This is a genomic window from Kluyvera genomosp. 2, assembly GCF_036759865.1.
Taxonomy (GTDB): Bacteria; Pseudomonadota; Gammaproteobacteria; order Enterobacterales; family Enterobacteriaceae; genus Kluyvera; species Kluyvera ascorbata_B.
On the sequence record NZ_JAPKIA010000014.1, the window covers coordinates 112,796 to 133,876 of the forward strand.

General features: G+C 56.2%; 19 protein-coding genes. 11 read left to right on the forward strand and 8 right to left on the reverse strand.

Features of this window, described 5'->3' with window-relative positions; all coding sequences use genetic code 11:
* Nucleotides 1–19 precede the first annotated feature (19 nt).
* The 5 genes from yeiB to mglC all read left to right on the forward strand — a co-directional run bounded on the left by yeiB (nt 20) and on the right by mglC (nt 6,268).
* Nucleotides 20–1,177, forward strand: a complete 1,158-nt coding sequence (yeiB, locus tag V6942_RS16165) for a DUF418 domain-containing protein YeiB (RefSeq protein ID WP_182930302.1) — start codon at nt 20–22, stop codon at nt 1,175–1,177.
* 157 nt (nt 1,178–1,334) lie between these two features.
* Nucleotides 1,335–2,357 carry an HTH-type transcriptional regulator GalS gene (gene galS / locus V6942_RS16170; RefSeq protein ID WP_106924403.1) on the forward strand — a complete coding sequence of 341 codons (1,023 nt, stop codon included), beginning with the start codon at nt 1,335–1,337 and terminating at the stop codon, nt 2,355–2,357.
* A gap of 291 nt (nt 2,358–2,648) precedes the next feature.
* Nucleotides 2,649–3,647, forward strand: a complete 999-nt coding sequence (gene mglB, locus V6942_RS16175) for a galactose/glucose ABC transporter substrate-binding protein MglB (protein ID WP_106924404.1) — start codon at nt 2,649–2,651, stop codon at nt 3,645–3,647.
* Nucleotides 3,648–3,721: 74 nt separating this feature from the next.
* Nucleotides 3,722–5,242: a galactose/methyl galactoside ABC transporter ATP-binding protein MglA gene (gene mglA / locus V6942_RS16180; protein ID WP_106924405.1), complete on the forward strand. Its 1,521-nt coding sequence runs from the start codon at nt 3,722–3,724 to the stop codon at nt 5,240–5,242.
* A gap of 15 nt (nt 5,243–5,257) precedes the next feature.
* A complete protein-coding gene (gene mglC, locus V6942_RS16185) occupies nt 5,258–6,268 on the forward strand; it encodes a galactose/methyl galactoside ABC transporter permease MglC (protein ID WP_106924406.1) in 1,011 nt (336 codons plus the stop codon).
* A 75-nt stretch (nt 6,269–6,343) separates the two neighbouring features.
* On the opposite strand, the gene preA is transcribed toward mglC, so the two are convergent.
* The 7 genes from preA to V6942_RS16220 form a co-directional block, all read right to left on the reverse strand.
* Nucleotides 6,344–7,579 carry an NAD-dependent dihydropyrimidine dehydrogenase subunit PreA gene (preA, locus tag V6942_RS16190; protein ID WP_333501488.1) on the reverse strand — a complete coding sequence of 412 codons (1,236 nt, stop codon included), beginning with the start codon at nt 7,577–7,579 and terminating at the stop codon, nt 6,344–6,346.
* A gap of 2 nt (nt 7,580–7,581) precedes the next feature.
* On the reverse strand, nt 7,582–8,814 hold the full coding sequence (locus V6942_RS16195) for an NAD(P)-dependent oxidoreductase (RefSeq protein WP_182930304.1): 1,233 nt from the start codon (nt 8,812–8,814) through the stop codon (nt 7,582–7,584).
* A 389-nt stretch (nt 8,815–9,203) separates the two neighbouring features.
* Nucleotides 9,204–9,938 (reverse strand): outer membrane permeability protein SanA, encoded by a 735-nt coding sequence (gene sanA / locus V6942_RS16200; RefSeq protein ID WP_106924409.1) that lies wholly within the window; start codon nt 9,936–9,938, stop codon nt 9,204–9,206.
* Nucleotides 9,939–10,134: 196 nt separating this feature from the next.
* Nucleotides 10,135–11,019 (reverse strand): cytidine deaminase, encoded by an 885-nt coding sequence (cdd, locus tag V6942_RS16205; protein ID WP_106924410.1) that lies wholly within the window; start codon nt 11,017–11,019, stop codon nt 10,135–10,137.
* Between the two features lie 129 nt (nt 11,020–11,148).
* Entirely contained in the window at nt 11,149–11,844 is a 696-nt protein-coding gene (locus V6942_RS16210; protein ID WP_106924411.1) for a CidB/LrgB family autolysis modulator, read from the reverse strand.
* Nucleotides 11,844–12,242 (reverse strand): CidA/LrgA family protein, encoded by a 399-nt coding sequence (locus tag V6942_RS16215; RefSeq protein WP_106924412.1) that lies wholly within the window; start codon nt 12,240–12,242, stop codon nt 11,844–11,846. The genes V6942_RS16210 and V6942_RS16215 overlap by 1 nt, the downstream gene beginning before the upstream one ends.
* Before the next feature lie 124 nt (nt 12,243–12,366).
* Nucleotides 12,367–13,290 (reverse strand): LysR substrate-binding domain-containing protein, encoded by a 924-nt coding sequence (locus tag V6942_RS16220; RefSeq protein ID WP_106924413.1) that lies wholly within the window; start codon nt 13,288–13,290, stop codon nt 12,367–12,369.
* Between the two features lie 172 nt (nt 13,291–13,462).
* Between V6942_RS16220 and V6942_RS16225 the strand changes: the two genes are divergently transcribed.
* From V6942_RS16225 to V6942_RS16245, 5 genes are read left to right on the forward strand one after another with little or no spacing between them, the layout of a single operon-like run.
* A complete protein-coding gene (locus V6942_RS16225) occupies nt 13,463–14,821 on the forward strand; it encodes an aromatic acid/H+ symport family MFS transporter (protein ID WP_333501489.1) in 1,359 nt (452 codons plus the stop codon).
* Between the two features lie 11 nt (nt 14,822–14,832).
* Nucleotides 14,833–15,861, forward strand: coding sequence for a gentisate 1,2-dioxygenase (gtdA, locus tag V6942_RS16230; protein ID WP_106924415.1), 1,029 nt, complete (start codon nt 14,833–14,835; stop codon nt 15,859–15,861).
* A gap of 15 nt (nt 15,862–15,876) precedes the next feature.
* Entirely contained in the window at nt 15,877–16,578 is a 702-nt protein-coding gene (locus V6942_RS16235) for a fumarylacetoacetate hydrolase family protein (RefSeq protein ID WP_106924416.1), read from the forward strand.
* 8 nt (nt 16,579–16,586) lie between these two features.
* Nucleotides 16,587–17,231 (forward strand): maleylacetoacetate isomerase, encoded by a 645-nt coding sequence (gene maiA, locus V6942_RS16240; protein WP_106924417.1) that lies wholly within the window; start codon nt 16,587–16,589, stop codon nt 17,229–17,231.
* A 19-nt stretch (nt 17,232–17,250) separates the two neighbouring features.
* On the forward strand, nt 17,251–18,444 hold the full coding sequence (locus V6942_RS16245) for a 3-hydroxybenzoate 6-monooxygenase (RefSeq protein ID WP_182930305.1): 1,194 nt from the start codon (nt 17,251–17,253) through the stop codon (nt 18,442–18,444).
* 171 nt (nt 18,445–18,615) lie between these two features.
* On the opposite strand, the gene V6942_RS16250 is transcribed toward V6942_RS16245, so the two are convergent.
* Nucleotides 18,616–20,007 (reverse strand): aminopeptidase P family protein, encoded by a 1,392-nt coding sequence (locus V6942_RS16250; RefSeq protein WP_333501490.1) that lies wholly within the window; start codon nt 20,005–20,007, stop codon nt 18,616–18,618.
* A 100-nt stretch (nt 20,008–20,107) separates the two neighbouring features.
* Between V6942_RS16250 and dusC the strand changes: the two genes are divergently transcribed.
* The gene (gene dusC, locus V6942_RS16255; RefSeq protein ID WP_182930307.1) at nt 20,108–21,046 is read left to right on the forward strand and encodes a tRNA dihydrouridine(16) synthase DusC; all 939 of its coding nucleotides are present in this window, start codon (nt 20,108–20,110) and stop codon (nt 21,044–21,046) included.
* Nucleotides 21,047–21,081 lie beyond the last annotated feature (35 nt).

The window sequence follows — 21,081 nt, forward strand, 5'->3', positions numbered from 1 at the left end:
CGGTAAACGGAGTCGGTAGATGGAGCGTAACGTCACGCTGGATTTTATTCGTGGCGTTGCCATACTCGGAATTCTGCTGCTCAATATCAGCGCCTTCGGTTTACCGAAGGCGGCTTACCTTAACCCGGCCTGGTACGGTGAGGTCACCTCGCGCGATGCCTGGACGTGGGCTGTTCTTGACCTTTTCGCGCAGGTTAAATTCCTCACGCTGTTTGCGCTGCTATTTGGCGCAGGACTACAGCTTCTGCTGCCGCGCGGTTCGCGTTGGATCCAAAGTCGTTTAACGCTGCTGGCTCTACTTGGGTTTATACACGCGCTGCTATTCTGGGACGGCGACATTCTGCTGGCCTATGCGCTGGTGGGGCTGATTTGCTGGCGTCTGGTGCGCGATGCCGGTGAAGTGAAGGCGCTGTTTAATACCGGCGTGATGCTGTACGCCGTGGGCGTTGCGGTGCTTATCCTGCTGGGGCTGATTGCCGATAACGGGCAAAGCCGCTCGTGGCTGCCGGATGCGTCAAGCCTGCTTTACGAACACTACTGGAAGCTGAACGGTGGCGTTGAAGCCTTCCGAAACCGCGCCGATATGCTATCGGCAAACCTGCTGGCGCTGGGTGCACAGTACGGTTGGCAGCTGGCGGGGATGATGCTGATGGGCGCCGCGCTGATGCGCTGCGGCTGGCTGAAAGGGCAGTTCAGCCCGCGCCACTATCGCCGCTGCGCGGCGGTGTGCATTACGCTCGGCGTGCTGATTAATCTGCCGTCCATTGCGTTACAGTGGCATCTTGGCTGGGACTACCGCTGGTGCGCTTTCCTGCTGCAGGCCCCGCGTGAAATCAGCGCGCCGCTTCAGACGCTCGGCTATGCGGCGTTGGCCTACGGTTATTGGCCACAAATTAGCCGATTTAAGCTGACTGCCGCAGTGACCTGCGTAGGGCGTATGGCGCTCACTAACTATCTGCTACAAACCCTTATCTGCACCACGTTGTTCTACCATTTCGGCCTGTTTATGGACTTTGACCGCCTGATGCTGCTGGCGTTTGTGGTTCCGGTCTGGCTGGTCAACCTTACCTTTTCGCTGCTGTGGCTGCGCCGTTTCCGTCAGGGGCCGGTGGAGTGGCTGTGGCGACAGCTGACGGCAAAAGCCGCAGGCGTTTCCTTCCGCAACACATTTAGATAACGATCAAGATCACAACCATTAACAAAATGGATGTAACCGTTTCCAGACGTGTGAACTCCCTCACGTAGTTGCCGCAAACTCGCTGCCAGAATAGCGCTTCTTGATGGACCCAGGAGGTGTCACGTGTACAGCAGCAAGAGTCTACCGGGCGGTGAGTATGGTCACCATTCGTGATGTCGCCCGCCAGGCGGGGGTATCCGTCGCCACCGTTTCGCGGGTGCTGAACAATAGCGCGCTGGTGAGTCAGGACACCCGGGATACGGTGATGAAAGCGGTTGCCGCGCTGGGCTATCGGCCTAATGCCAACGCCCAGGCGCTGGCGACCCAGGTGAGCGACACCATCGGTGTGGTGGTTATGGATGTCTCCGACGCCTTCTTCGGTGCGCTGGTCAAAGCCGTTGATACGGTGGCCCAGCAGCATCACAAAAATGTGCTGATTGGTAACAGCTACCATGAGGCAGATAAAGAGCGTAATGCCATTGAGGTGCTCATCCGCCAGCGCTGTAGCGCGCTGATCGTGCATTCGAAAGCGCTGAGCGACCGTGAAATCAGTGAATTCATGGCGCAGATGCCCGGCATGGTGCTTATCAACCGTCTTGTTCCCGGCTACGCGCATCGCTGCGTGTGCCTGGATAACGTGAGTGGCGCGCTGATGGGCACGCGGATGTTGCTCAATCATGGCCATCAACGTATCGGGTACCTGGCGTCCAGCCACCATATCGAAGATGACGACCTGCGGCGGGAAGGCTGGTCGCGGGCGCTGCTGGAGCAGGGCATTGTTGGGCCCGAGAGCTGGGTGGGTACCGGCACGCCGGATATGCAGGGCGGTGAAGCGGCAATGGTTGAACTGCTGGGACGCAACGCCGGGTTAACGGCGGTGTTTGCTTACAACGATAGCATGGCTGCCGGTGCGCTAAGCGCGCTTAAAGACAACGGCATTGCGGTGCCGCAGCAGGTTTCAGTGATTGGTTTTGACGACATTCCCATCGCGCGTTACACCGATCCACAGTTAACTACCGTGCGCTATCCCATTGTTTCAATGGCGAAACAGGCCACAGAACTGGCATTGCTGGGGGCGGCGGGTAAGCTCGATGCCGATGCGACGCACTGCTTTATGCCGACCCTGGTACGCCGTCATTCGGTCGCTCAGCGGCAATTTGTGCATCCCATCACGAACTAAAGTGTTAAACCGATGTAACCGTTTTCAATCTGTGAGTAAATTCACAGATTGTTAACATCGCCGTGGCTATAGTGGCAGCGTTTACCAGACTGAAACATGATGTAACGGTGATTAATCACTTTTAATCGCGTTGAACGGCTGCAAAAACAGTTTTAATCGTAACCTGGATTGTTACTCAACACGGAAGAACAAATTTTTATCAGTGAATTTCGTCGGGTGGTAACATTCCATTAACCATGCCCGCCGACTATTTTCACCCGTACTACCCTGCATAATAAAACCGGAGATACCATGAATAAGAAGGTGTTAACCCTGTCTGCTCTGATGGCCAGCATGTTTTTCGGTGCCGCAGCGCACGCTGCCGATACGCGTATCGGTGTGACGATTTATAAATACGACGACAACTTCATGTCCGTTGTGCGCAAGGCGATTGAGAAAGACGGCAAGTCCGCCCCGGACGTTCAGCTGCTGATGAACGACTCCCAGAACGACCAGTCCAAACAGAACGATCAGATTGACGTTCTGCTGGCAAAAGGCGTGAAAGCGCTGGCGATTAACCTGGTTGACCCGGCGGCTGCGGGTACGGTCATTGAAAAAGCGCGCGGCCAGAACGTGCCGATCGTTTTCTTCAACAAAGAACCTTCTCGTAAAGCGCTGGATAGCTATGACAAAGCGTTTTATGTGGGCACCGACTCCAAAGAATCCGGCATTATCCAGGGCGACCTGATTGCTAAACACTGGGCGGCAAACCCGAACTGGGACCTGAACAAAGACGGTCAGATTCAGTTCGTGCTGCTGAAAGGCGAACCGGGCCATCCGGATGCTGAAGCGCGTACCACCTATGTTATCAAAGAGCTGAATGACAAAGGTCTGAAAACCCAACAGCTGCAGCTGGATACCGCCATGTGGGATACCGCTCAGGCTAAAGATAAAATGGACGCCTGGCTGTCCGGCCCGAACGCCAACAAAATTGAAGTGGTTATCGCCAACAACGATGCGATGGCAATGGGTGCAGTAGAAGCGCTGAAGGCGCACAACAAATCTTCCATCCCGGTATTCGGCGTGGATGCCCTGCCAGAAGCGCTGGCGCTGGTGAAATCCGGTGCGATGGCCGGTACCGTGCTGAACGATGCTAACAACCAGGCGAAAGCCACCTTCGATCTGGCGAAAAACCTGGCTGAAGGCAAAGGTGCCGCTGACGGTACTAACTGGAAAATCGAAAACAAAATCGTCCGCGTACCTTACGTTGGCGTAGATAAAGACAACCTTAGCCAATTCACCGGTAAGTAATCTTTAAATATATGGGGCGTACGTCCGTGCGCCCCAAAAATACTGACGCAGAATTATCGCAGCCAGGTATATATATGGACAACAATAATAGAGAGCCGTCTGGCGAATTCTTGTTGGAAATGAGCCAGATCAACAAGTCATTTCCGGGCGTAAAAGCACTCGATAATGTTAACCTGAAAGTTCGCCCACACTCTATCCATGCATTAATGGGTGAGAACGGTGCGGGCAAATCAACGTTATTAAAATGCCTATTTGGGATCTACCAAAAAGATTCCGGCAGTATTCTCTTCCAGGGTAAAGAAATTGATTTCCATTCTGCCAAAGAGGCGCTGGAAAACGGCATTTCGATGGTGCACCAGGAGCTTAACCTGGTATTACAGCGTTCCGTGATGGATAACATGTGGCTGGGGCGTTACCCCACCAAAGGCGTGTTTGTCGATCAGGACAAAATGTACCGTGATACCAAAGCCATCTTTGATGAGCTGGATATTGATATTGACCCGCGCGCCCGCGTGGGCACGTTATCTGTCTCACAGATGCAGATGATTGAAATCGCCAAGGCCTTCTCCTATAACGCGAAAATCGTGATTATGGATGAGCCAACCTCATCGCTGACGGAGAAAGAGGTGAACCATCTGTTCACCATTATCCGTAAGCTGAAAGATCGCGGTTGTGGCATTGTCTATATCTCCCACAAGATGGAAGAAATCTTCCAGCTGTGTGATGAAATTACCGTTCTGCGCGACGGGCAGTGGATCGCCACCCAGCCGCTGGAAGGGCTGGATATGGACAAGATTATCGCCATGATGGTGGGCCGTTCGCTGAACCAGCGCTTCCCCGATCGCCAGAATAAGCCGGGTGAGGTGATTCTCGATGTTCAGCACCTGACCTCGCTGCGTCAGCCGTCGATTCGCGACGTCTCGTTCCAGCTGCGCAAAGGCGAGATTCTCGGGATTGCCGGGCTGGTGGGCGCCAAGCGTACCGATATCGTGGAAACGCTGTTTGGCGTCCGTGAGAAATCTTCCGGCACCATTACGCTGCACGGGAAGAAAATCAACAACCATAACGCTAATGAAGCCATTAATAACGGTTTCGCCCTGGTGACCGAAGAACGTCGTTCAACCGGGATTTACGCTTATCTTGATATCGGTTTTAACTCATTAATTTCAAATATTAAGAGCTATAAAAACAAAATTGGCCTGCTGGATAATTCGCGCATGAAGAGCGACACCCAGTGGGTTATTGACTCTATGCGCGTGAAAACGCCGGGGCACCATACTCAGATTGGTTCACTATCGGGCGGTAACCAGCAGAAGGTTATTATTGGCCGCTGGTTATTGACTCAACCTGAAATTCTGATGCTCGATGAACCCACCCGCGGTATTGACGTTGGCGCGAAATTTGAAATTTATCAACTGATCGCTGAGCTGGCGAAGAAAGATAAAGGGATCATTATTATTTCTTCAGAAATGCCTGAGCTACTGGGTATTACTGACCGCATCCTTGTCATGAGTAATGGCCTGGTTGCCGGTATTGTAGAAACAAAAACAACAACGCAAAACGAAATTCTCCGTCTTGCGTCATTGCACCTTTAATCGCAGGGGCTCGACATGAGTGCGTTAAATAAAAAAAGCTTTCTGACCTATCTCAAAGATGGCGGTATTTACGTCGTTCTTTTGGTTCTGTTGGCCATTATTATTATCCAGGACCCAACGTTCCTGAGTTTGCTGAACCTCAGTAACATTCTGACCCAGTCTTCGGTACGTATTATCATTGCGCTGGGCGTGGCGGGGCTGATTGTGACCCAGGGTACCGACCTGTCGGCGGGTCGCCAGGTGGGTCTGGCGGCGGTTATTGCGGCGACGCTGTTACAGTCGATGGAGAATGCCAATAAGGTATTCCCGGAGATGGCGACCATGCCTATCTTCGTGGTTATCCTGATCGTTTGCGCCATTGGCGCGGTGATTGGTCTGATTAACGGTATTATCATTGCTTATCTGAACGTGACGCCGTTTATCACCACGTTGGGTACCATGATCATCGTGTACGGTATTAACTCCCTGTACTATGACTTCGTGGGCGCATCGCCAATTTCCGGCTTTGACAGCGGCTTCTCCACCTTCACGCAGGGCTTTATTGCGTTGGGGAGCTTCCGCTTATCCTACATCACCTTCTACGCGCTGATCGCCGTTGGCTTTGTGTGGATCCTGTGGAACAAAACCCGCTTTGGTAAAAATATTTTCGCCATCGGCGGCAACCCGGAAGCAGCGAAAGTTTCCGGCGTTAACGTGGCGCTGAACCTGCTGGTGATTTATGCGCTGTCCGGCGTGTTCTATGCCTTCGGCGGGATGCTGGAAGCGGGCCGTATCGGCTCGGCGACCAACAACCTTGGCTTTATGTATGAACTGGATGCGATTGCGGCCTGCGTGGTCGGCGGGGTATCGTTCAGCGGCGGCGTAGGTACCGTGCTGGGCGTAGTGACCGGTGTCATTATCTTCACCGTTATCAACTACGGCCTCACCTATATCGGCGTGAACCCTTACTGGCAGTACATCATCAAGGGCGGGATCATTATCTTCGCCGTGGCGCTGGACTCCCTGAAATACGCACGTAAGAAATAAGCGTAGCAAGAGAAACATAAGAAAAGCCCGGTGAAAAAAGCCGGGCTTTTGATTTTGCAGACCAGGTCGAAGGGATTAAAGCGCGACGGCGTGCGCTTTTTCACCCGGTTTAAAGGCTATCTCCCCAAGGCTAATGCAGGCCACCGGGCAGACGTGTCCACAGAGCAGGCAGCCGACGCATTTTTCGGTATTGCAATGTGGTGTGCGGGTCTCCTCATTCCACTCCATCGCCTGATGCCCACCGTCGTAGCAGGAGATATAGCAGCGGCCGCAGCCGACGCATTTTTCCTGATGAATATGCGGGTAGACGATATAGCTGCGGTCAAGGTCTTCGGCCGGTACGATGTTGTGGTTGGCAAGGCCAATCATCTCATCAAGCGAATGGAAGCCCTGATCGTGAAGGTAGTGGGAGAGGCCGCTTATCATATCTTCGACGATACGATAGCCGTACTGCATGATGCCGGTCGTGACCTGCAGCGTCGCTGCGCCCAACAGTAAAAACTCGGCGGCGTCTTCCCAGGTTTCAATCCCGCCGATCCCGCTGATAGGGAAGTCCTTCAGTTCGGGGTGAGTGCGTAGCTGCTGAATGAAGCGCAGCGCAATCGGCTTCACGGCCTTGCCGGAATACCCGGAGATGCTGGATTTGCCGTTGACCACCGGCATACCTATTTTTCGATTGAGGTCGATATTGGTAATCGATTTAACGGTGTTGATGGTCGCAATACCGTCGGCACCGCCGCGTTTGGCCGCCAGCGCCACTTCGCACATATCGCCGATGTTTGGCGTCATTTTGGCCAGCATGGGCAGAGAAGAGCCGCGCTTCACCGCCCGGCAGTATTTCTCTACCAGCTCCGGGCTTTGCCCGACGTCGCTGCCCATCGCGTGGGAGGTCATCTGCGGGCATGAGAAGTTACATTCGATCATGTCGGCACCGGCTTCTTCGACGAGTTTCGCCAGATCCTGCCACTGCTGTTCATTTTCGCCCATGATCGAGGCGATCAGCACTTTATCGGGATAGTCCTGCTTGAGCTGGCGGATCGCCGCCAGGTTTTCCGCCAGCGGGTGTTCGGCAATCTGCTCCATGTTTTTAAAGCCGATAAACCCGGTGTCTTCTTTGGTTAAATGATCGAAGCGTGGGGAGACTTCATTGGCAATAAAGAAGCCGATAGTTTTAAACACGATACCGCCCCAGCCGCTGTCATAGGCCTTGGCGCACATGTCGTAGCAGTTGCCTACCGGTGAAGACGAGAGACAGAACGGGTTAGGGAATTTGACGCCACAGAAGGTGACCGACAGATCTTTAGTTAACATGTTCATGCCTCCTCTAAATAGTGATGAATGGCCTGAGCGGCTTCTTTCCCGGTCTTCACGGCGTAGACGACGGTTTTATCTCCCTTGACGATATCGCCCGCGGCAAACAGCTGAGGATCGCGGGTCTGGTAGTTGCGCGTTTCCACGATATTGCGCTGCGCCTGAATCCCCGCAAAGGCCTCTAATTCGGCGCGTTGGCCCACGGCGAGATAAATACGCTCTGCCGTCAGCGTCAGCTCGCCGGGCAGGCGAACGTGCTGGAAAGTGACGTTGTTGCCCGTCACGGCGACAGGCGTAAAGCCATCAATAATTGACACGCCTAGTGCCTGGGTGGTAGTGAACTCTTTATCACTTGCCGGGAATTCGGCCATCTCTTCGCGCGCTACGCAGGTGACGGACGGGCAGCCGAGTATTTTCAACGTGCTGGCCACGTCCATCGCCACGTCGCCGCCGCCGACAATCAGCGCGCTTTGCGGTACGCTGATGTTGCCGCCAGAGGTACGAGCATGCTGGAGAAAGTCGACGGCAATTTCGACCTGGCTGGCGTCGTTAAACAGCGGCAGCGTCGAGCCTTTGGACATCCCAACGGTCAGCAGTACGGCGCGGTAGTCGGTTTTTAGCTCGGCGAGCGTCAGGTTTTTGCCAACCTCGCAGCCACAGCGAATCGTCACGCCCATTTCGCTGATGCGCGCAATTTCAGTATCCAGGACCTTTTGCGGCAGGCGAAATTCCGGAATGCCGTGCCGTAGCCAGCCGCCGGGCTGGGCCTCTTTTTCGAACAGGGTAACGTCATAACCCAGGTTGGTGAGCGTGACGCTGGCCTGTAATCCGGCAGGGCCCGCGCCAATAATGGCGACTTTGCCTTTATCCTTACGGCCCGGCTGGTAAATCTGCATTGCCGTTTGCTGCTCAAAATCGGTGACAAAACGCTGCAGGCGGCCGATATCAATCGGTGTATCGATTCCCGAGCGCGAGCAGCCCTGCTGGCACAGCTTTTCCGTTGGGCAGACTCGTGCACACACGGCCCCTAACGCATTATTTTCCCGAATGGTTTCGGCTGCGCCCTTAATGTTGCGGAAATAGACTGAACGAATGAACTTGCCCGGGTCAGTTTCCGCCGGACAAGACTGACTGCACGGCGCGTCGTGGCACAGCAGGCAGCGGGAAGCTTCTTTGATCGCCAATAGCGGCGTAAAGGCGGGAATCAGCTCAGCCTGATATTCGTGTTGTGACATGATGGCTCCCTTAATGATTAGTTTAATTAAGGCAAATAAAGTGAAACAACTACTGGCAGGCTAAGCGGATGAAGGGGAGGGGTCTGTGAAAGCATTCACAAATAGCCCTATTTATACTGTGTTTTTTCGGAGATAGCAGGAATACATAAGATGCAAATAGGAACTGTTTGCGCAATGAGAATCCATTAGAGCAATTTATCTGAAGCGGAGGTTTACTCTGTTTTATTTTGCGCATTCATAGCTGTCCCACCGTGCCAGTTTGTCTGTCATCAATTTAAAGCCAATCGACGGCATCATCAGAATGGCCTCCGGCAGCAAACACGATAAAGACAAGCTAAGTACCTGAGATCGCGCGTTATTCGCATTTTACGTGATGTGTGACAGCGATATCACTCATCAACCTTAGCGGCGGATTTCTTCTTCTGTAGCTCCAGCATTTGATCCGGCGTCACCGCCGGGTAGCCCTGCGCATCTTCGGGGACTTCCTGCTGGGCCGGAATGGGAATCAGCGGGCCTAAGAAGCGCGGTTCGCGTTTGAAAAGATACAGATCGGCCAGCGCGCCGAAGCGGGCGCCAAATTCGCGCAGACGTACGCTCCACATATCCTTCGGCGACGGCACGGCGTAGCACTGCGCCTGAATCCCCATATGCAGTGCAATAAACAGCGCGCGCTCGCAGTGGAAACGTTGGGTGATGATAATGAAATCGTTGGTATCGAACACCTTACGCGTGCGCACAATGGAATCGAGCGTGCGGAAACCGGCGTAATCCAGCACGATATCTTCCGGCGCAACGCCGGCTTTAATCAGGTCGCGGCGCATGGTCATCGGCTCGTTGTAGCTTTGCAGCGCGTTGTCACCGCTCAGCAGCAGATAGTTAACCTTGCCGCTGTTATAGGCGTTGAGCGCGCCCTGAATGCGGTAGCGGTAGTACTGATTGATAACGCCGGTGCGATAATACTTCGCGGTGCCGAGCACCACGCCCACCTGGCGGTAGGGAAGATCCTGAAGCTCGTCGTAAATATAGGGTGCGGTTTTCCAGCTCATCCAACGGTCAAGACCCAGCACGGTCAACAGCAGCAGGCCGCACAGGACTAACAGGCTGTATAACACACGCTTTAACATTCACTTGGCTCAATAGTCGACGAGGGAGACATCAGGCTACTGTACCCGTCGGGCAAGAGCAAGAAACCATCGTTTAATTGCGGGGAAATTAGACAACGGAGACGGATTGCCGTTTGTAGGCCGGATAAGGCAAAGCCGCCATCCGGCAATCTGCTCCAGTTCGCCTGATAGCGCTACGCTTATCAGGCCTACATCGTTAACCTAACAGCACGCGATCGATATTGTGGCAGCCCAGCGCTTTCAGCGTCGCGGCGGTGGCATCCCACTGAATCAGCGGCGCATCGGCGCGTTCGGCCAGAACGGCACGCTGGATATCCGGGTAGTCGTAGCCGTTCAGGCTCAGCAGGTTTAGTGCGCCCTGCAGCGGCGGCAGCGTTGGGTTAAACGCCGCGTTTTCTGCATAGCTGCCGCTGAAAATCGTACCATCACGCAGCGCCAGCGCTACGCCGGAAGGCGCTTGACTGTACGGGGTGTGGCTGTGGTTAGCGGCCTGAATAGCAGCCTGTGCCAGCGCATCGCCTTCAAGCGGATAGCCGTGATCCTGCTCATCCATCAGCAGCGTTTTGATATCGAGATCTTTTGGCCCGAACGCATCCGGCAGGTAGTCTTTCAGCGTATGCGGCTGACGGCCTGGCAGGTTAATACGCAACGACAGCCCGCTGTTCAGCTCGTTCATAAACTGACGGCAGTGGCCGCACGGCGTGTAGTTAACGGTAATGGCCTGCAGCGCTTTTTCGCCGCGCAGCCAGGCGTGGCTGATGGCGCTTTGTTCAGCGTGAACCGTTTGTTGCATGGTGGCACCGAGAAACTCCATGTTGCCGCCGAAGTACCAGGTGCCGCTGACGCCGCGGGCAATCGCGCCGACGTTAAAATGGGAGAGGTCCGCGCGGGCGCAGGCTGCAGACAGCGGCAGGAGCGCGAAAGCGAGCGCGTCTTCGTCCAGCCCCGTCGCCTTTTGCAGCGAAGAGACCTGCTCGGCGGTCAGCAGAGCAGGAAAGTGCGGATCGGCTAACAGCGGGGCGATAGCGGTCTGCAGATCTGCCGCCAGTTGCGTAAAAGCAGATTGAAAACGTGGGTGCATGGCGTTGTGCCTCGTAACGTTGTAATGGAATGGTAGTGTACGGGGCACGAACGCTTCAATTAGTGATCAATATCTCATTGTTAATGCAACGTATGTAATTGCATTTGAAAATGTGTGATTTGTCTCGTTTTATCCCACCACCGACAGAATGATCGGGAACAGGAACGGGGCAATCAGCGAGGTGATAATCCCGCAGATAACCAGCGCCAGCGAACTGAATGCGCCTTCCTGATAGTCCATCTCTGCACAGCGTGCGGTCCCCAGCGCGTGCGATGCGGTACCCATTGACAGTCCGCGCGAGGCTTTCGTGGTGATACGCATCAGGTTGAGCAGGGTATGGCCAAATACTGCGCCGAGGATCCCGACGTAAATCACGCACACGGCGCTGATGGCGGGGATCCCGCCGATGCTGCCGCTGACCGCCATTGCAATCGGCGTGGTGACGGATTTTGGCAGAATAGACGCCGCGATTTGCGGTGATGCGCCCATCATCAGCGCGACCGAAGTCCCGGTAATCATGGCCACCGCGCTACCGATAAAGCAGATGGTGATGATAGATTTCCAGCGGGCGCGAATCTGGTGCAGCTGTTCATAGAGCGGATAGGCGAGGGCCACCACCGCCGGTTGCAGCAGGTCGTTCAGCACTTCGCTGCCTTTAAAGTAGCGATCGTACGGAATGCCGGTCAGCATCAGGAACGGAATGATCACCACCATCGACACCAGCAGCGGGTTGAGCAGCGGCATTTTAAAGCGTGCGCCCAGCCGGCGAGCGGCAAAGAACACGACCAGGGTTAGCGGCAGGGACCACCAGATATAATGCAACATTATTTATCCGCCTCTTCTTGCCCAACGACTTTACGTTCACCGTGCACCAGATGTGAGCTCCAGCTCACCACCACCAGCACCACCAGCGTACTGATGGTGCAGGAGATTACGACCGGGCCAAACTGAGCTTTTAGCAGGGTAAAGTACTGCATGACGCCTACGCCAATCGGGACAAACAGCAGCGCCATGTAGCGAATTAACACATAGCAGCCGGGGTTAACCCATTTGGCGGGCAGAACCTGGAGCGCCAGCAGGACGAAAAGAATAAGCATGCCGATTATGCTGCCGGGAATGGTAATCGGCAGCAGCGATGAAACGAAAATTCCGGCATAAAGACAGGCGTAAATCAGCACGAATGCACGCAGGTATTGCCAGATAAGATTCAGTGATTTGAGCATGGGATTCACCTTTGGTGGAATGCATTCATCATACAATTAAACCCTAAAATGTGCTACCGATCACATCATGAAATCTGAGCATACCTGATATAGACACGCGGAACATCAGGCCCAGTGCAAGGGGCTAGCTCTCGCTTTGTACCGGGTGCGATAAATAGTGGAGAAAACGGCTCAGCGCCAGCGACGGTAGATCCTTCTTACGCCAGAATACGCCAACGCTGCCTTTCTGCTCAATGCGCGGCAGCGCCAGAATCGACAGCTGCCCCTGACTTTGGTAGCGCTCGGCGAGACGCAAAGACAGAATAGAGATCATATCGCTGCTTTGCAGCAGGTTGACGCTCACGTTCATCGATGCCGATTCAATCGTATTTTCCGGCAGCATGACGCCGTTTTCTACCAGCGCGTTGTCAATACTTTGGCGGATAGGCGTTCCGTTCGGCCAGACAATCCAGCGCCACGGCGCCAGGTCGTTCCAACCCAGACGAGGAAGGCGCGCCAGCGGATGGTCGGGACGTGAGACAAAACATACCGGCTCGGTGTACAGCACTTCGTAGTTTAACGGCAGCTCCAGCGCCCGGCCGCCGATGCGCCCGACCACCACGTCCACCACGCCCGACTGCAAATCGTGCAGCAGCGGGGTCATGACTTTCTCTTCGATATTGAGATGCAGCGTCGGCATTTCGGCCAGCAGCGGGAAAATGGCGTGGGAGACGCAGTCGGTTGCCACCGGCGAGCAGCCAATTTTCAGGCTGCCGACCAGCCCTCCTTGCTTAAATCGCTCCATCTCAAACTGTGAACGCTCGATATCGTTGATCAACCGCTGGGCGTGCTGAAGCAGCAGTTTACCGCCTTCCGATGGACGCAGCCCTTTGCTGTGCCGTTCGAACAGCGTCAGACCCAGCTCCTCTTCAAATTGGGTGAGCCATTTCGACAGCGCAGGCTGGGTGATGTGCATCATCTTCGCCACCTGGGTCAGATTTCCCTGCTCGCCGAGCGCCACCAGAATATGCAAATGATGTAGCTTCAGTTTCTGCGTCCAGTCTGCCATCAGATATAACCTCCAGGTTATGGTTAGGCATGAAATGCCATTGTACAACTCATTTCTCTTATCACAAAATAGCAACATAAAAGCAAAAAAAGAAACATCTTACCCTGTGCCGTTCGGGCCAGACGCGCGAACGGCGAATAAATGGATAACCTGCATTTTCGAGGCCTTCCCTATGACGCAACGACGTGAACTTCAGGCGCTAATCGACGCCGCCCCTATCGGCGCGATGCAGTGGCGCGTCATCATTTGCTGTTTTCTGGTGGTGATGATGGACGGTTTTGACACCGCCGCCATCGGCTTTATCGCTCCAGCAATACGCGACCACTGGCAGTTGACTGCCGCTGACCTGGCACCGCTCTTTGGCGCAGGTCTGCTGGGCTTAACCGCTGGCGCGCTGCTGTGCGGGCCGATGTCCGACCGCTTCGGGCGCAAACGCGTTATCGAATGCTGCGTGGCGCTGTTTGGCCTCTTTAGCCTGCTGTCAGCCTTCTCGCCGAATCTGGAAGCGTTGATTGTCCTGCGCTTCTTAACCGGTCTCGGCCTTGGCGGTGCGATGCCGAATACCATCACCATGACCTCTGAATACCTGCCTACACGCCGTCGCGGCGCGTTGGTTACCCTGATGTTCTGCGGTTTTACTCTCGGCTCGGCGTTGGGCGGTATCGTCAGCGCGCAGCTGGTGGCGGTGATTGGCTGGCACGGCATTCTGGTGCTGGGCGGCGTGCTGCCGCTGGTCTTGTTCTTCGGGCTGTTGGCCGCATTGCCGGAATCGCCGCGCTGGCTGGTTCGCCGCCAGCGTCCACAGGCGCAGATTACCCGCACCGTGAGCGCAATGACCGGCGAGCGTTATGAAGAGACTGAATTCTGGCTCGACGAACCGGCAGCTACCCAGAAAGGCAGCATCAGCCAGCTGTTTGCCGGGCGTCAGCTCACCATTACGCTGATGCTGTGGGTGGTGTTCTTTATGAGTCTGCTGATCATCTATCTGCTTTCAAGCTGGATGCCGACGCTGCTGAACCATCGCGGCATCGATTTGCAGCATGCCTCCTGGGTTACCGCAGCCTTCCAGGTTGGCGGTACGCTAGGGGCGCTGATGCTGGGTGTGCTGATGGATAAATTCAATCCCTTCTGGGTGCTGGCCGTCAGCTATGCGCTGGGCGCGGCGTGTATCGTCATGATTGGCCTGAGTGAAAACGGCCTGTGGATGATGGCGCTGGCGATATTTGGCACCGGTATCGGTATCAGCGGATCGCAGGTCGGGCTTAATGCGCTGACCGCCACGCTGTACCCCACACAAAGTCGCGCCACCGGCGTGAGCTGGTCTAACGCCGTCGGCCGCTGCGGCGCCATCGTCGGCTCCGTCTCCGGCGGCATGATGATGGCGATGAACTTCTCATTCGACACCCTGTTTTTTGTTATCGCCGTACCGGCCGCCGTTAGCGCCGTCATGCTTACGCTGCTGACGCTGGTCGTACGCCGACCTTCCCGAGTACCCGAATCGCAGCCTGTGATGGGCGCGGTGAAAAGTTAAGGAGAATAATAATGACCTCGGACGTAAAACACGATCGCCAGCAGTTCTATCAGCACATTTCAGGGCAAAACCTGACGCCGCTGTGGGAGTCGCTGCATCACCTGGTGCCTAAAACGCCAAATGCTAACTGCGCGCCGGCCTACTGGAACTATCAGGAAATTCGCCCGCTGCTGCTGGAAAGCGGCAACCTGATTGGCGCAAAAGAGGCGGTGCGCCGCGTGCTGGTGCTGGAAAACCCCGGCCTGCGCGGCCAGTCATCCATTACCTCGTCGCTGTACGCGGGTTTACAGCTGATCATGCCGGGTGAAGTCGCCCCGAGTCACCGCCATAACCAGTCGGCGCTGCGCTTTGTGGTTGAAGGCCACGGCGCGTTTACCGCCGTCGACGGCGAACGCACTCAGATGAGCCCGGGCGACTTTATCCTGACCCCGCAGTGGCGCTGGCACGATCACGGCAACCCGGGTTCAGAACCGGTTATCTGGCTGGATGGCCTGGATCTGCCGCTGGTGAACTACCTTGGCTGCGGCTTCGCCGAAGACTACCCGGAGGATCAGCAGCCGGTCACGCGTAAAGAAGGCGACTATCTGCCGCGCTACGCGGCCAACATGCTGCCGCTGCGCCACCAGGTTGGCAACTCATCGCCTATTTTCAACTATCGCTATGACCGTAGCCGCGATGCCCTGCATGACCTGACCCGTATGGGCGAGGCCGATGAATGGGACGGTTATAAGATGCGCTACGTCAACCCGGTTACCGGCGGCTATCCGATGCCGTCGATGGGGGCCTTCCTGCAGCTGCTGCCGAAAGGCTTCCAGTCGCGTCAGGCGCGCACCACCGACAGCACCATTTATCACGTGGTGGAGGGCAGCGGTGAGGTGACCATTGGCGAGCAGACCTTCAGCTTTAAAGCGAAAGATATTTTTGTCGTGCCGACCTGGCACAGCGTGTCGTTCAACACGCCAGAAGAGACCGTGTTATTCAGTTTCTCGGATAGACCTGTCCAGGAAGCCCTGGGACTGTTCCGCGAAGCGCGTTATTAATTCAGGAGAAGAAAGATGAGCAAATACGTATTTGAACCTCAGGCGCCGGTGGCGATTCCGGTTGTGGGCAGCGATGAGCAGTTCCCGGTACGCCGCGTTTACTGCGTGGGCCGTAACTATGCTGCGCACGCTCGTGAAATGGGCTTTGATCCGGATCGCGAGCCGCCGTTCTTCTTCTGTAAACCGGCAGATGCCGTGGTGCCGGTTGCGGCGGGTGAAACGCTGAACCTGGCCTACCCGGCGCAGACCGACAACTATCACTATGAAATTGAACTGGTCGTCGCGATTGGTAAAAAAGGCAGCGATATCCCGCTGGAGAAAGCGGAAGAGTACATCTGGGGCTACGCCACCGGTCTGGATATGACCCGCCGCGATCGCCAGATGGAAATGCGCCAGATGGGCCGCCCGTGGGAAATCGGCAAAGCCTTTGACCTCTCTGCCCCGATTGCACCGCTGCACAAAGTAGCCGATGCGCCGTCTCTGGAAAAAGCGCCAATCTGGCTGCAGGTTGATGGCGAAGACCGTCAGCGCAGCGATATTGAGCATCTGATCTGGGACGTCAAAGAAACCATCAGCTACCTGTCTGGCTTCTTCGAACTGCAGCCGGGCGATCTGATCTTCACCGGTACGCCGGAAGGCGTTGGCGCCGTGGTGAAGGGCGAAACCATCACCGGTAACGTGGAAGGTTTAACGCCAATCACGGTGAAAATTGTTTGAGGTGAGCGATGAAGCTGTACAGTTTTTTTAATAGTTCGGCCTCTTACCGCGTGCGCATTGCGCTGGCGCTGAAGGGCATTGACCATCAGACGGTGGGCGTCAACATTCGTATTGGCCAGCAGAACGCGCTGGAGTACCGACGCCTCAACCCGGTGGGGCTGGTACCGGCGCTTGTCACCGACGACGGTGAATCGCTGGGGCAATCGCTGGCGATTATTGACTGGCTGGACAGACATTTCCCGCAGACGCCGCTGCTACCGGCGAACGATCCACAGCGCATGCGCGTGTTGGAAGTGGTGTACGCCATTTGCTGCGACATCCATCCCATCAACAACATGCGCGTATTGCGCTACCTCAGCGATGAGCTGAAGGTCAGTGAAGAAGAGAAAAAACGCTGGTATGCACACTGGATCCAGCAGGGGCTAAGCGCAGTGGAACAGCTGCTGCGCCGTAGCCATTCAGGGGCGTTTTGCGTGGGCGATTCGCCGACGCTAGCCGACTGCTGCCTGGTGCCGCAGTGGGCTAACGCTGAGCGTATGGGCTGCGATCTGAGCGGGTTCCCGCGCTGTAAAGCGGTCTATGATGCCTGTACCGCGCTGCCGGCGTTTATCGCCGCGGCCCCTGAAAACCAGCAGGACAAAATCCCGGCGTAGTCTGAGAAGGAGAATTATGATGGCTAAAGTAACGCGTGCAATTATTGTCGGCGGCGGTATCGGCGGTGCGGCTACCGCGCTGTCGCTGGCGCGCCAGGGCATTCAGGTGATGCTGCTGGAGCAGGCGCATGAAATCGGCGAAATCGGTGCCGGGATCCAGTTAGGGCCAAATGCGTTTTCGGCGCTCGACAGCCTGGGGGTCGGTGAGGTCGCCCGTCAACGAGCGGTCTTTACCGATCACATCACCATGATGGATGCGGTCAACGGTGAAGAAGTGATTAGTATCGAAACGGGTCAGGCATTCCGTGACCATTTCGGCGGCCCGTATGCGGTTATTCACCGCGTGGATATTCATGCCACCGTTTGGGAAGCGGCGCTACAGCACCCTGGCGTGAAATATCGCACCTCGACCCATGTGACGGATATCCGCCAGACGGCGGACGATGTCACCGTGTTTGATGATAAAGGCAACAGCTGGACGGCTGATATTCTGATCGGCTGCGACGGCGTGAAGTCGGTGGTGCGTCAGAGTCTGCTCAGCGACACGCCGCGCGTGACCGGGCACGTGGTCTATCGCGCGGTGGTTGAGCGTGAGGATATGCCGGAAGACCTGCGCATCAACGCGCCGGTGCTGTGGGCTGGCCCGCACTGCCATCTGGTTCATTACCCGCTGCGCGGGGGTAAGCAGTACAACCTCGTGGTGACCTTCCACAGCCGTGAAACGGAAGAGTGGGGCGTACGCGACGGGAGCAAAGAAGAGGTGTTGTCGTACTTTAAAGGCATTCACCCGCGTCCTCGTCAGATGCTGGATAAACCGACCACCTGGCGCCGTTGGTCTACCGCCGATCGTGAGCCGGTAGAGAAATGGGGCAACGATCGCATCACGCTGGTGGGCGACTCCGCGCATCCGGTAGCGCAGTATATGGCGCAGGGTGCCTGTATGGCGCTGGAAGATGCGGTGACCTTAGGCAAAGCGCTGACCGAATGCGACGGCGATGCCGCCCGCGCGTTTGCGCTGTATGAGTCGGTACGTATTCCGCGTACGGCGCGCATCGTGTGGTCTACGCGTGAAATGGGGCGTCTGTACCACGCGGCAGGGGTTGAACGCCAGGTGCGTAACCTGCTGTGGAAAGGTAAAACCCAGGACGAGTTCTATCGCGGCATCGAGTGGCTGTACGGCTGGAAAGAGGATAACTGCCTGCAACCGCGTTAATTTAGCGTAGTGAAGACAGATCCTGTTGGCCTGATAAGCTGCGCACATTGCCGGATGACGGCGTTGCCTTATCCGGCCGGCATGGCCCCGTGCGGCCGGATATCCCGTAGGCCTGATAAGCGCAGCGCCATCAGGCTCCACTAGCGCAGATTGCCGGATGACGGCATTGCCTTATCCGGCCTGCATCACCAGCGCTTTATCTTTGGCCAGCATAAAGGGTCGTAAATATCCCACCGCATTCGACAACGGCAGGACGTCATCGCTTAATGCAATATTCAGCGTCTCGCGAATATAGCCCCGCCGCGCCTCGATGCGTGCCCACAGTGCTGGATACTCCTGTGCTATCTGCTGGCGTAGCGTTGCGTCGGCCAGCGCCACGCTCTCTTCCGCGCTGGTTCCGGTATACCCCGGCACCGAGGGAATAATATCAATCTGCATCACCATGCCGCTTTTCAGCGTCTCGCTCGAGCCAGGGTAGATTGGCGATGACATCCACTCCTCATCCGCGCTCAGGTGCCCCGGATTCAGGTGCCAGCCGTATTGAGCTTTTGGCAGCGCGCGCTCGACTAAATCGTACAGCTCGCCGCCCGGCATCCCAACGCTGATATTTTCGAGCCACGTCGCCACGGCGCCAAAATAGGGCTTCACCACGCGCGCCAGATAATCACGCTGGTTTTCCGGCAGTTCGTTCTCATCGGCAATCACGAACCCGGTACGGCTGGAGAGCCCGCCCTTAAACCCGGTAGTCATCGACAACGGCTGTCCTCGTTCGACCTTTTTCCACGAAGGATAAAGGTTGGCTTTCTCGAAACGCTGCCCGGCTGCGGCGATGGTGACCACCGATGGCGCTTGCCCTTCGGCGGCGAGCAGGGCGCCCAGTTCGACCTCACGCACGCCCGGTTCAACGGCATCCAGCGCCGCCAGCATGCAGCGGGAGGCGAGGTTAGCGCCGTACTCATAATGGGCGATTTCGTTGGCGTTATTGACCGTTCTTGCCCCTTTATCACCGCGAATAAACAGATGCGCGGCGTTGACCAGATCCGCGTGCGTGCTTTGTTTTATCGCCTCGACGATAAACCACGGCAGATCGAAGAGCTTAGCGTTATCGCTGCCGGTGGCGGTAAACATCTTCCAGCCCGCCAGCCCCACTTTTGACATCGCGCTCAGCCCCGTTTCGCTGAACAGCTGCGCCAGCGGTTTTTCGTTGTCCATTGGTTGATTGGGCAGCGAGAACAGCGGGCAGTGCTTCAACGTGACCGGAATGCGCGAATGGGCGGCCATCTTCAGGTTTTCATTGCCGAGGATGGCGGTGGCGTGCCCGGACTTATGCAGCACCAGCAGCCCTTCCTCAAAGCGCGGAATAAACCCGGTCAGGTACTCAAAGTTACCGCCGTGTTCTTTATCAGCGTAAATCACCAGCGCATCGAAGCGTTCTTCCTGCATCCGTTCGAGCAGCTTATTTTTGCGCTCAAGCAGGGTGGCATCGGTCAGCATAACCGGCGGTACATCGCTGAATCCTCGCGGCGGCTGGATGGTCTTTAGCTGGATATCCCTGGACTTCATGATTCACCTCCTGATGTGTCAATAATTGGCGCATTCCTGGCAGTGGAAAGCTGGATGCAGAGACGTTACCATAGCGCCTCTTTTTTTTCCGGATAACAATATGCGTGTTTTACTGGCGCCGATGGAAGGCGTGCTCGACTCATTAGTGCGCGAGCTGCTGACTGAAGTGAATGATTACGATCTGTGCATCACCGAATTCCTGCGCGTGGTGGATCAGCTATTGCCGGTAAAATCGTTTTATAAGCTGTGCCCCGAGCTGCATAACGCCAGCCGTACTCCTTCCGGCACCCGCGTACGCATTCAGCTTTTAGGGCAATACCCTGAGTGGCTGGCGGAGAACGCCGCGCGCGCCGTGGAGCTGGGATCGTGGGGCGTGGATCTCAACTGTGGCTGCCCGTCGAAAACGGTTAACGGCAGCGGCGGCGGGGCGACGTTGCTCAAAGACCCGGAGCTTATCTACCAGGGGGCGAAGGCGATGCGCGCGGCGGTGCCTGCGCACCTGCCGGTGACGGTGAAAGTGCGCCTCGGCTGGGACAGCGGCGCCCGGCAGTTTGAAATTGCCGATGCGGTACAGCAGGCGGGGGCCACTGAACTGGCGGTGCACGGGCGCACCAAAGAAGACGGCTATAAGGCCGAGCGCATTAACTGGCAGGCGATCGCAGACATCCGTCAGCGACTGTCGATTCCGGTGATTGCTAACGGCGAAATCTGGGATTATGACAGCGCGCAGGCGTGCATGGCCGTGACCGGCTGCGACGCGGTGATGATTGGCCGCGGTGCGCTAAACGTGCCGAATTTAAGCCGGGTCATCAAATATAACGCGCCGCGTCTACCGTGGCCGCAGGTGGTAGAACTGCTGCAAAAGTACACTCGCCTGGAAAAACAGGGCGACACCGGGCTGTATCACGTGGCGCGCATCAAACAGTGGTTGGGCTACCTGCGCAAAGAGTACGCCGAGGCCTCCGAGCTGTTTACCGCCGTGCGCGCGCTGCAGGAATCGCGGCTGATTGCTCGGGTTATCAACGATTGGCGCGGATAAACTATCCGATCGGCATCACAATTTTCTCTCTGCGC

What these genes read in the sequence shown, in the direction of transcription:
- yeiB (WP_182930302.1), top strand. Translation starts at nt 20, where the DNA reads ATGGAGCGTAACGTCACGCTGGATTTTATTCGTGGCGTTGCCATACTC.
- galS (WP_106924403.1), top strand. Translation starts at nt 1,335, where the DNA reads ATGGTCACCATTCGTGATGTCGCCCGCCAGGCGGGGGTATCCGTCGCC.
- mglB (WP_106924404.1), top strand. Translation starts at nt 2,649, where the DNA reads ATGAATAAGAAGGTGTTAACCCTGTCTGCTCTGATGGCCAGCATGTTT.
- mglA (WP_106924405.1), top strand. Translation starts at nt 3,722, where the DNA reads ATGGACAACAATAATAGAGAGCCGTCTGGCGAATTCTTGTTGGAAATG.
- mglC (WP_106924406.1), top strand. Translation starts at nt 5,258, where the DNA reads ATGAGTGCGTTAAATAAAAAAAGCTTTCTGACCTATCTCAAAGATGGC.
- preA (WP_333501488.1), bottom strand. Translation starts at nt 7,579, where the DNA reads ATGTTAACTAAAGATCTGTCGGTCACCTTCTGTGGCGTCAAATTCCCT.
- V6942_RS16195 (WP_182930304.1), bottom strand. Translation starts at nt 8,814, where the DNA reads ATGTCACAACACGAATATCAGGCTGAGCTGATTCCCGCCTTTACGCCG.
- sanA (WP_106924409.1), bottom strand. Translation starts at nt 9,938, where the DNA reads ATGTTAAAGCGTGTGTTATACAGCCTGTTAGTCCTGTGCGGCCTGCTG.
- cdd (WP_106924410.1), bottom strand. Translation starts at nt 11,019, where the DNA reads ATGCACCCACGTTTTCAATCTGCTTTTACGCAACTGGCGGCAGATCTG.
- V6942_RS16210 (WP_106924411.1), bottom strand. Translation starts at nt 11,844, where the DNA reads ATGTTGCATTATATCTGGTGGTCCCTGCCGCTAACCCTGGTCGTGTTC.
- V6942_RS16215 (WP_106924412.1), bottom strand. Translation starts at nt 12,242, where the DNA reads ATGCTCAAATCACTGAATCTTATCTGGCAATACCTGCGTGCATTCGTG.
- V6942_RS16220 (WP_106924413.1), bottom strand. Translation starts at nt 13,290, where the DNA reads ATGGCAGACTGGACGCAGAAACTGAAGCTACATCATTTGCATATTCTG.
- V6942_RS16225 (WP_333501489.1), top strand. Translation starts at nt 13,463, where the DNA reads ATGACGCAACGACGTGAACTTCAGGCGCTAATCGACGCCGCCCCTATC.
- gtdA (WP_106924415.1), top strand. Translation starts at nt 14,833, where the DNA reads ATGACCTCGGACGTAAAACACGATCGCCAGCAGTTCTATCAGCACATT.
- V6942_RS16235 (WP_106924416.1), top strand. Translation starts at nt 15,877, where the DNA reads ATGAGCAAATACGTATTTGAACCTCAGGCGCCGGTGGCGATTCCGGTT.
- maiA (WP_106924417.1), top strand. Translation starts at nt 16,587, where the DNA reads ATGAAGCTGTACAGTTTTTTTAATAGTTCGGCCTCTTACCGCGTGCGC.
- V6942_RS16245 (WP_182930305.1), top strand. Translation starts at nt 17,251, where the DNA reads ATGGCTAAAGTAACGCGTGCAATTATTGTCGGCGGCGGTATCGGCGGT.
- V6942_RS16250 (WP_333501490.1), bottom strand. Translation starts at nt 20,007, where the DNA reads ATGAAGTCCAGGGATATCCAGCTAAAGACCATCCAGCCGCCGCGAGGA.
- dusC (WP_182930307.1), top strand. Translation starts at nt 20,108, where the DNA reads ATGCGTGTTTTACTGGCGCCGATGGAAGGCGTGCTCGACTCATTAGTG.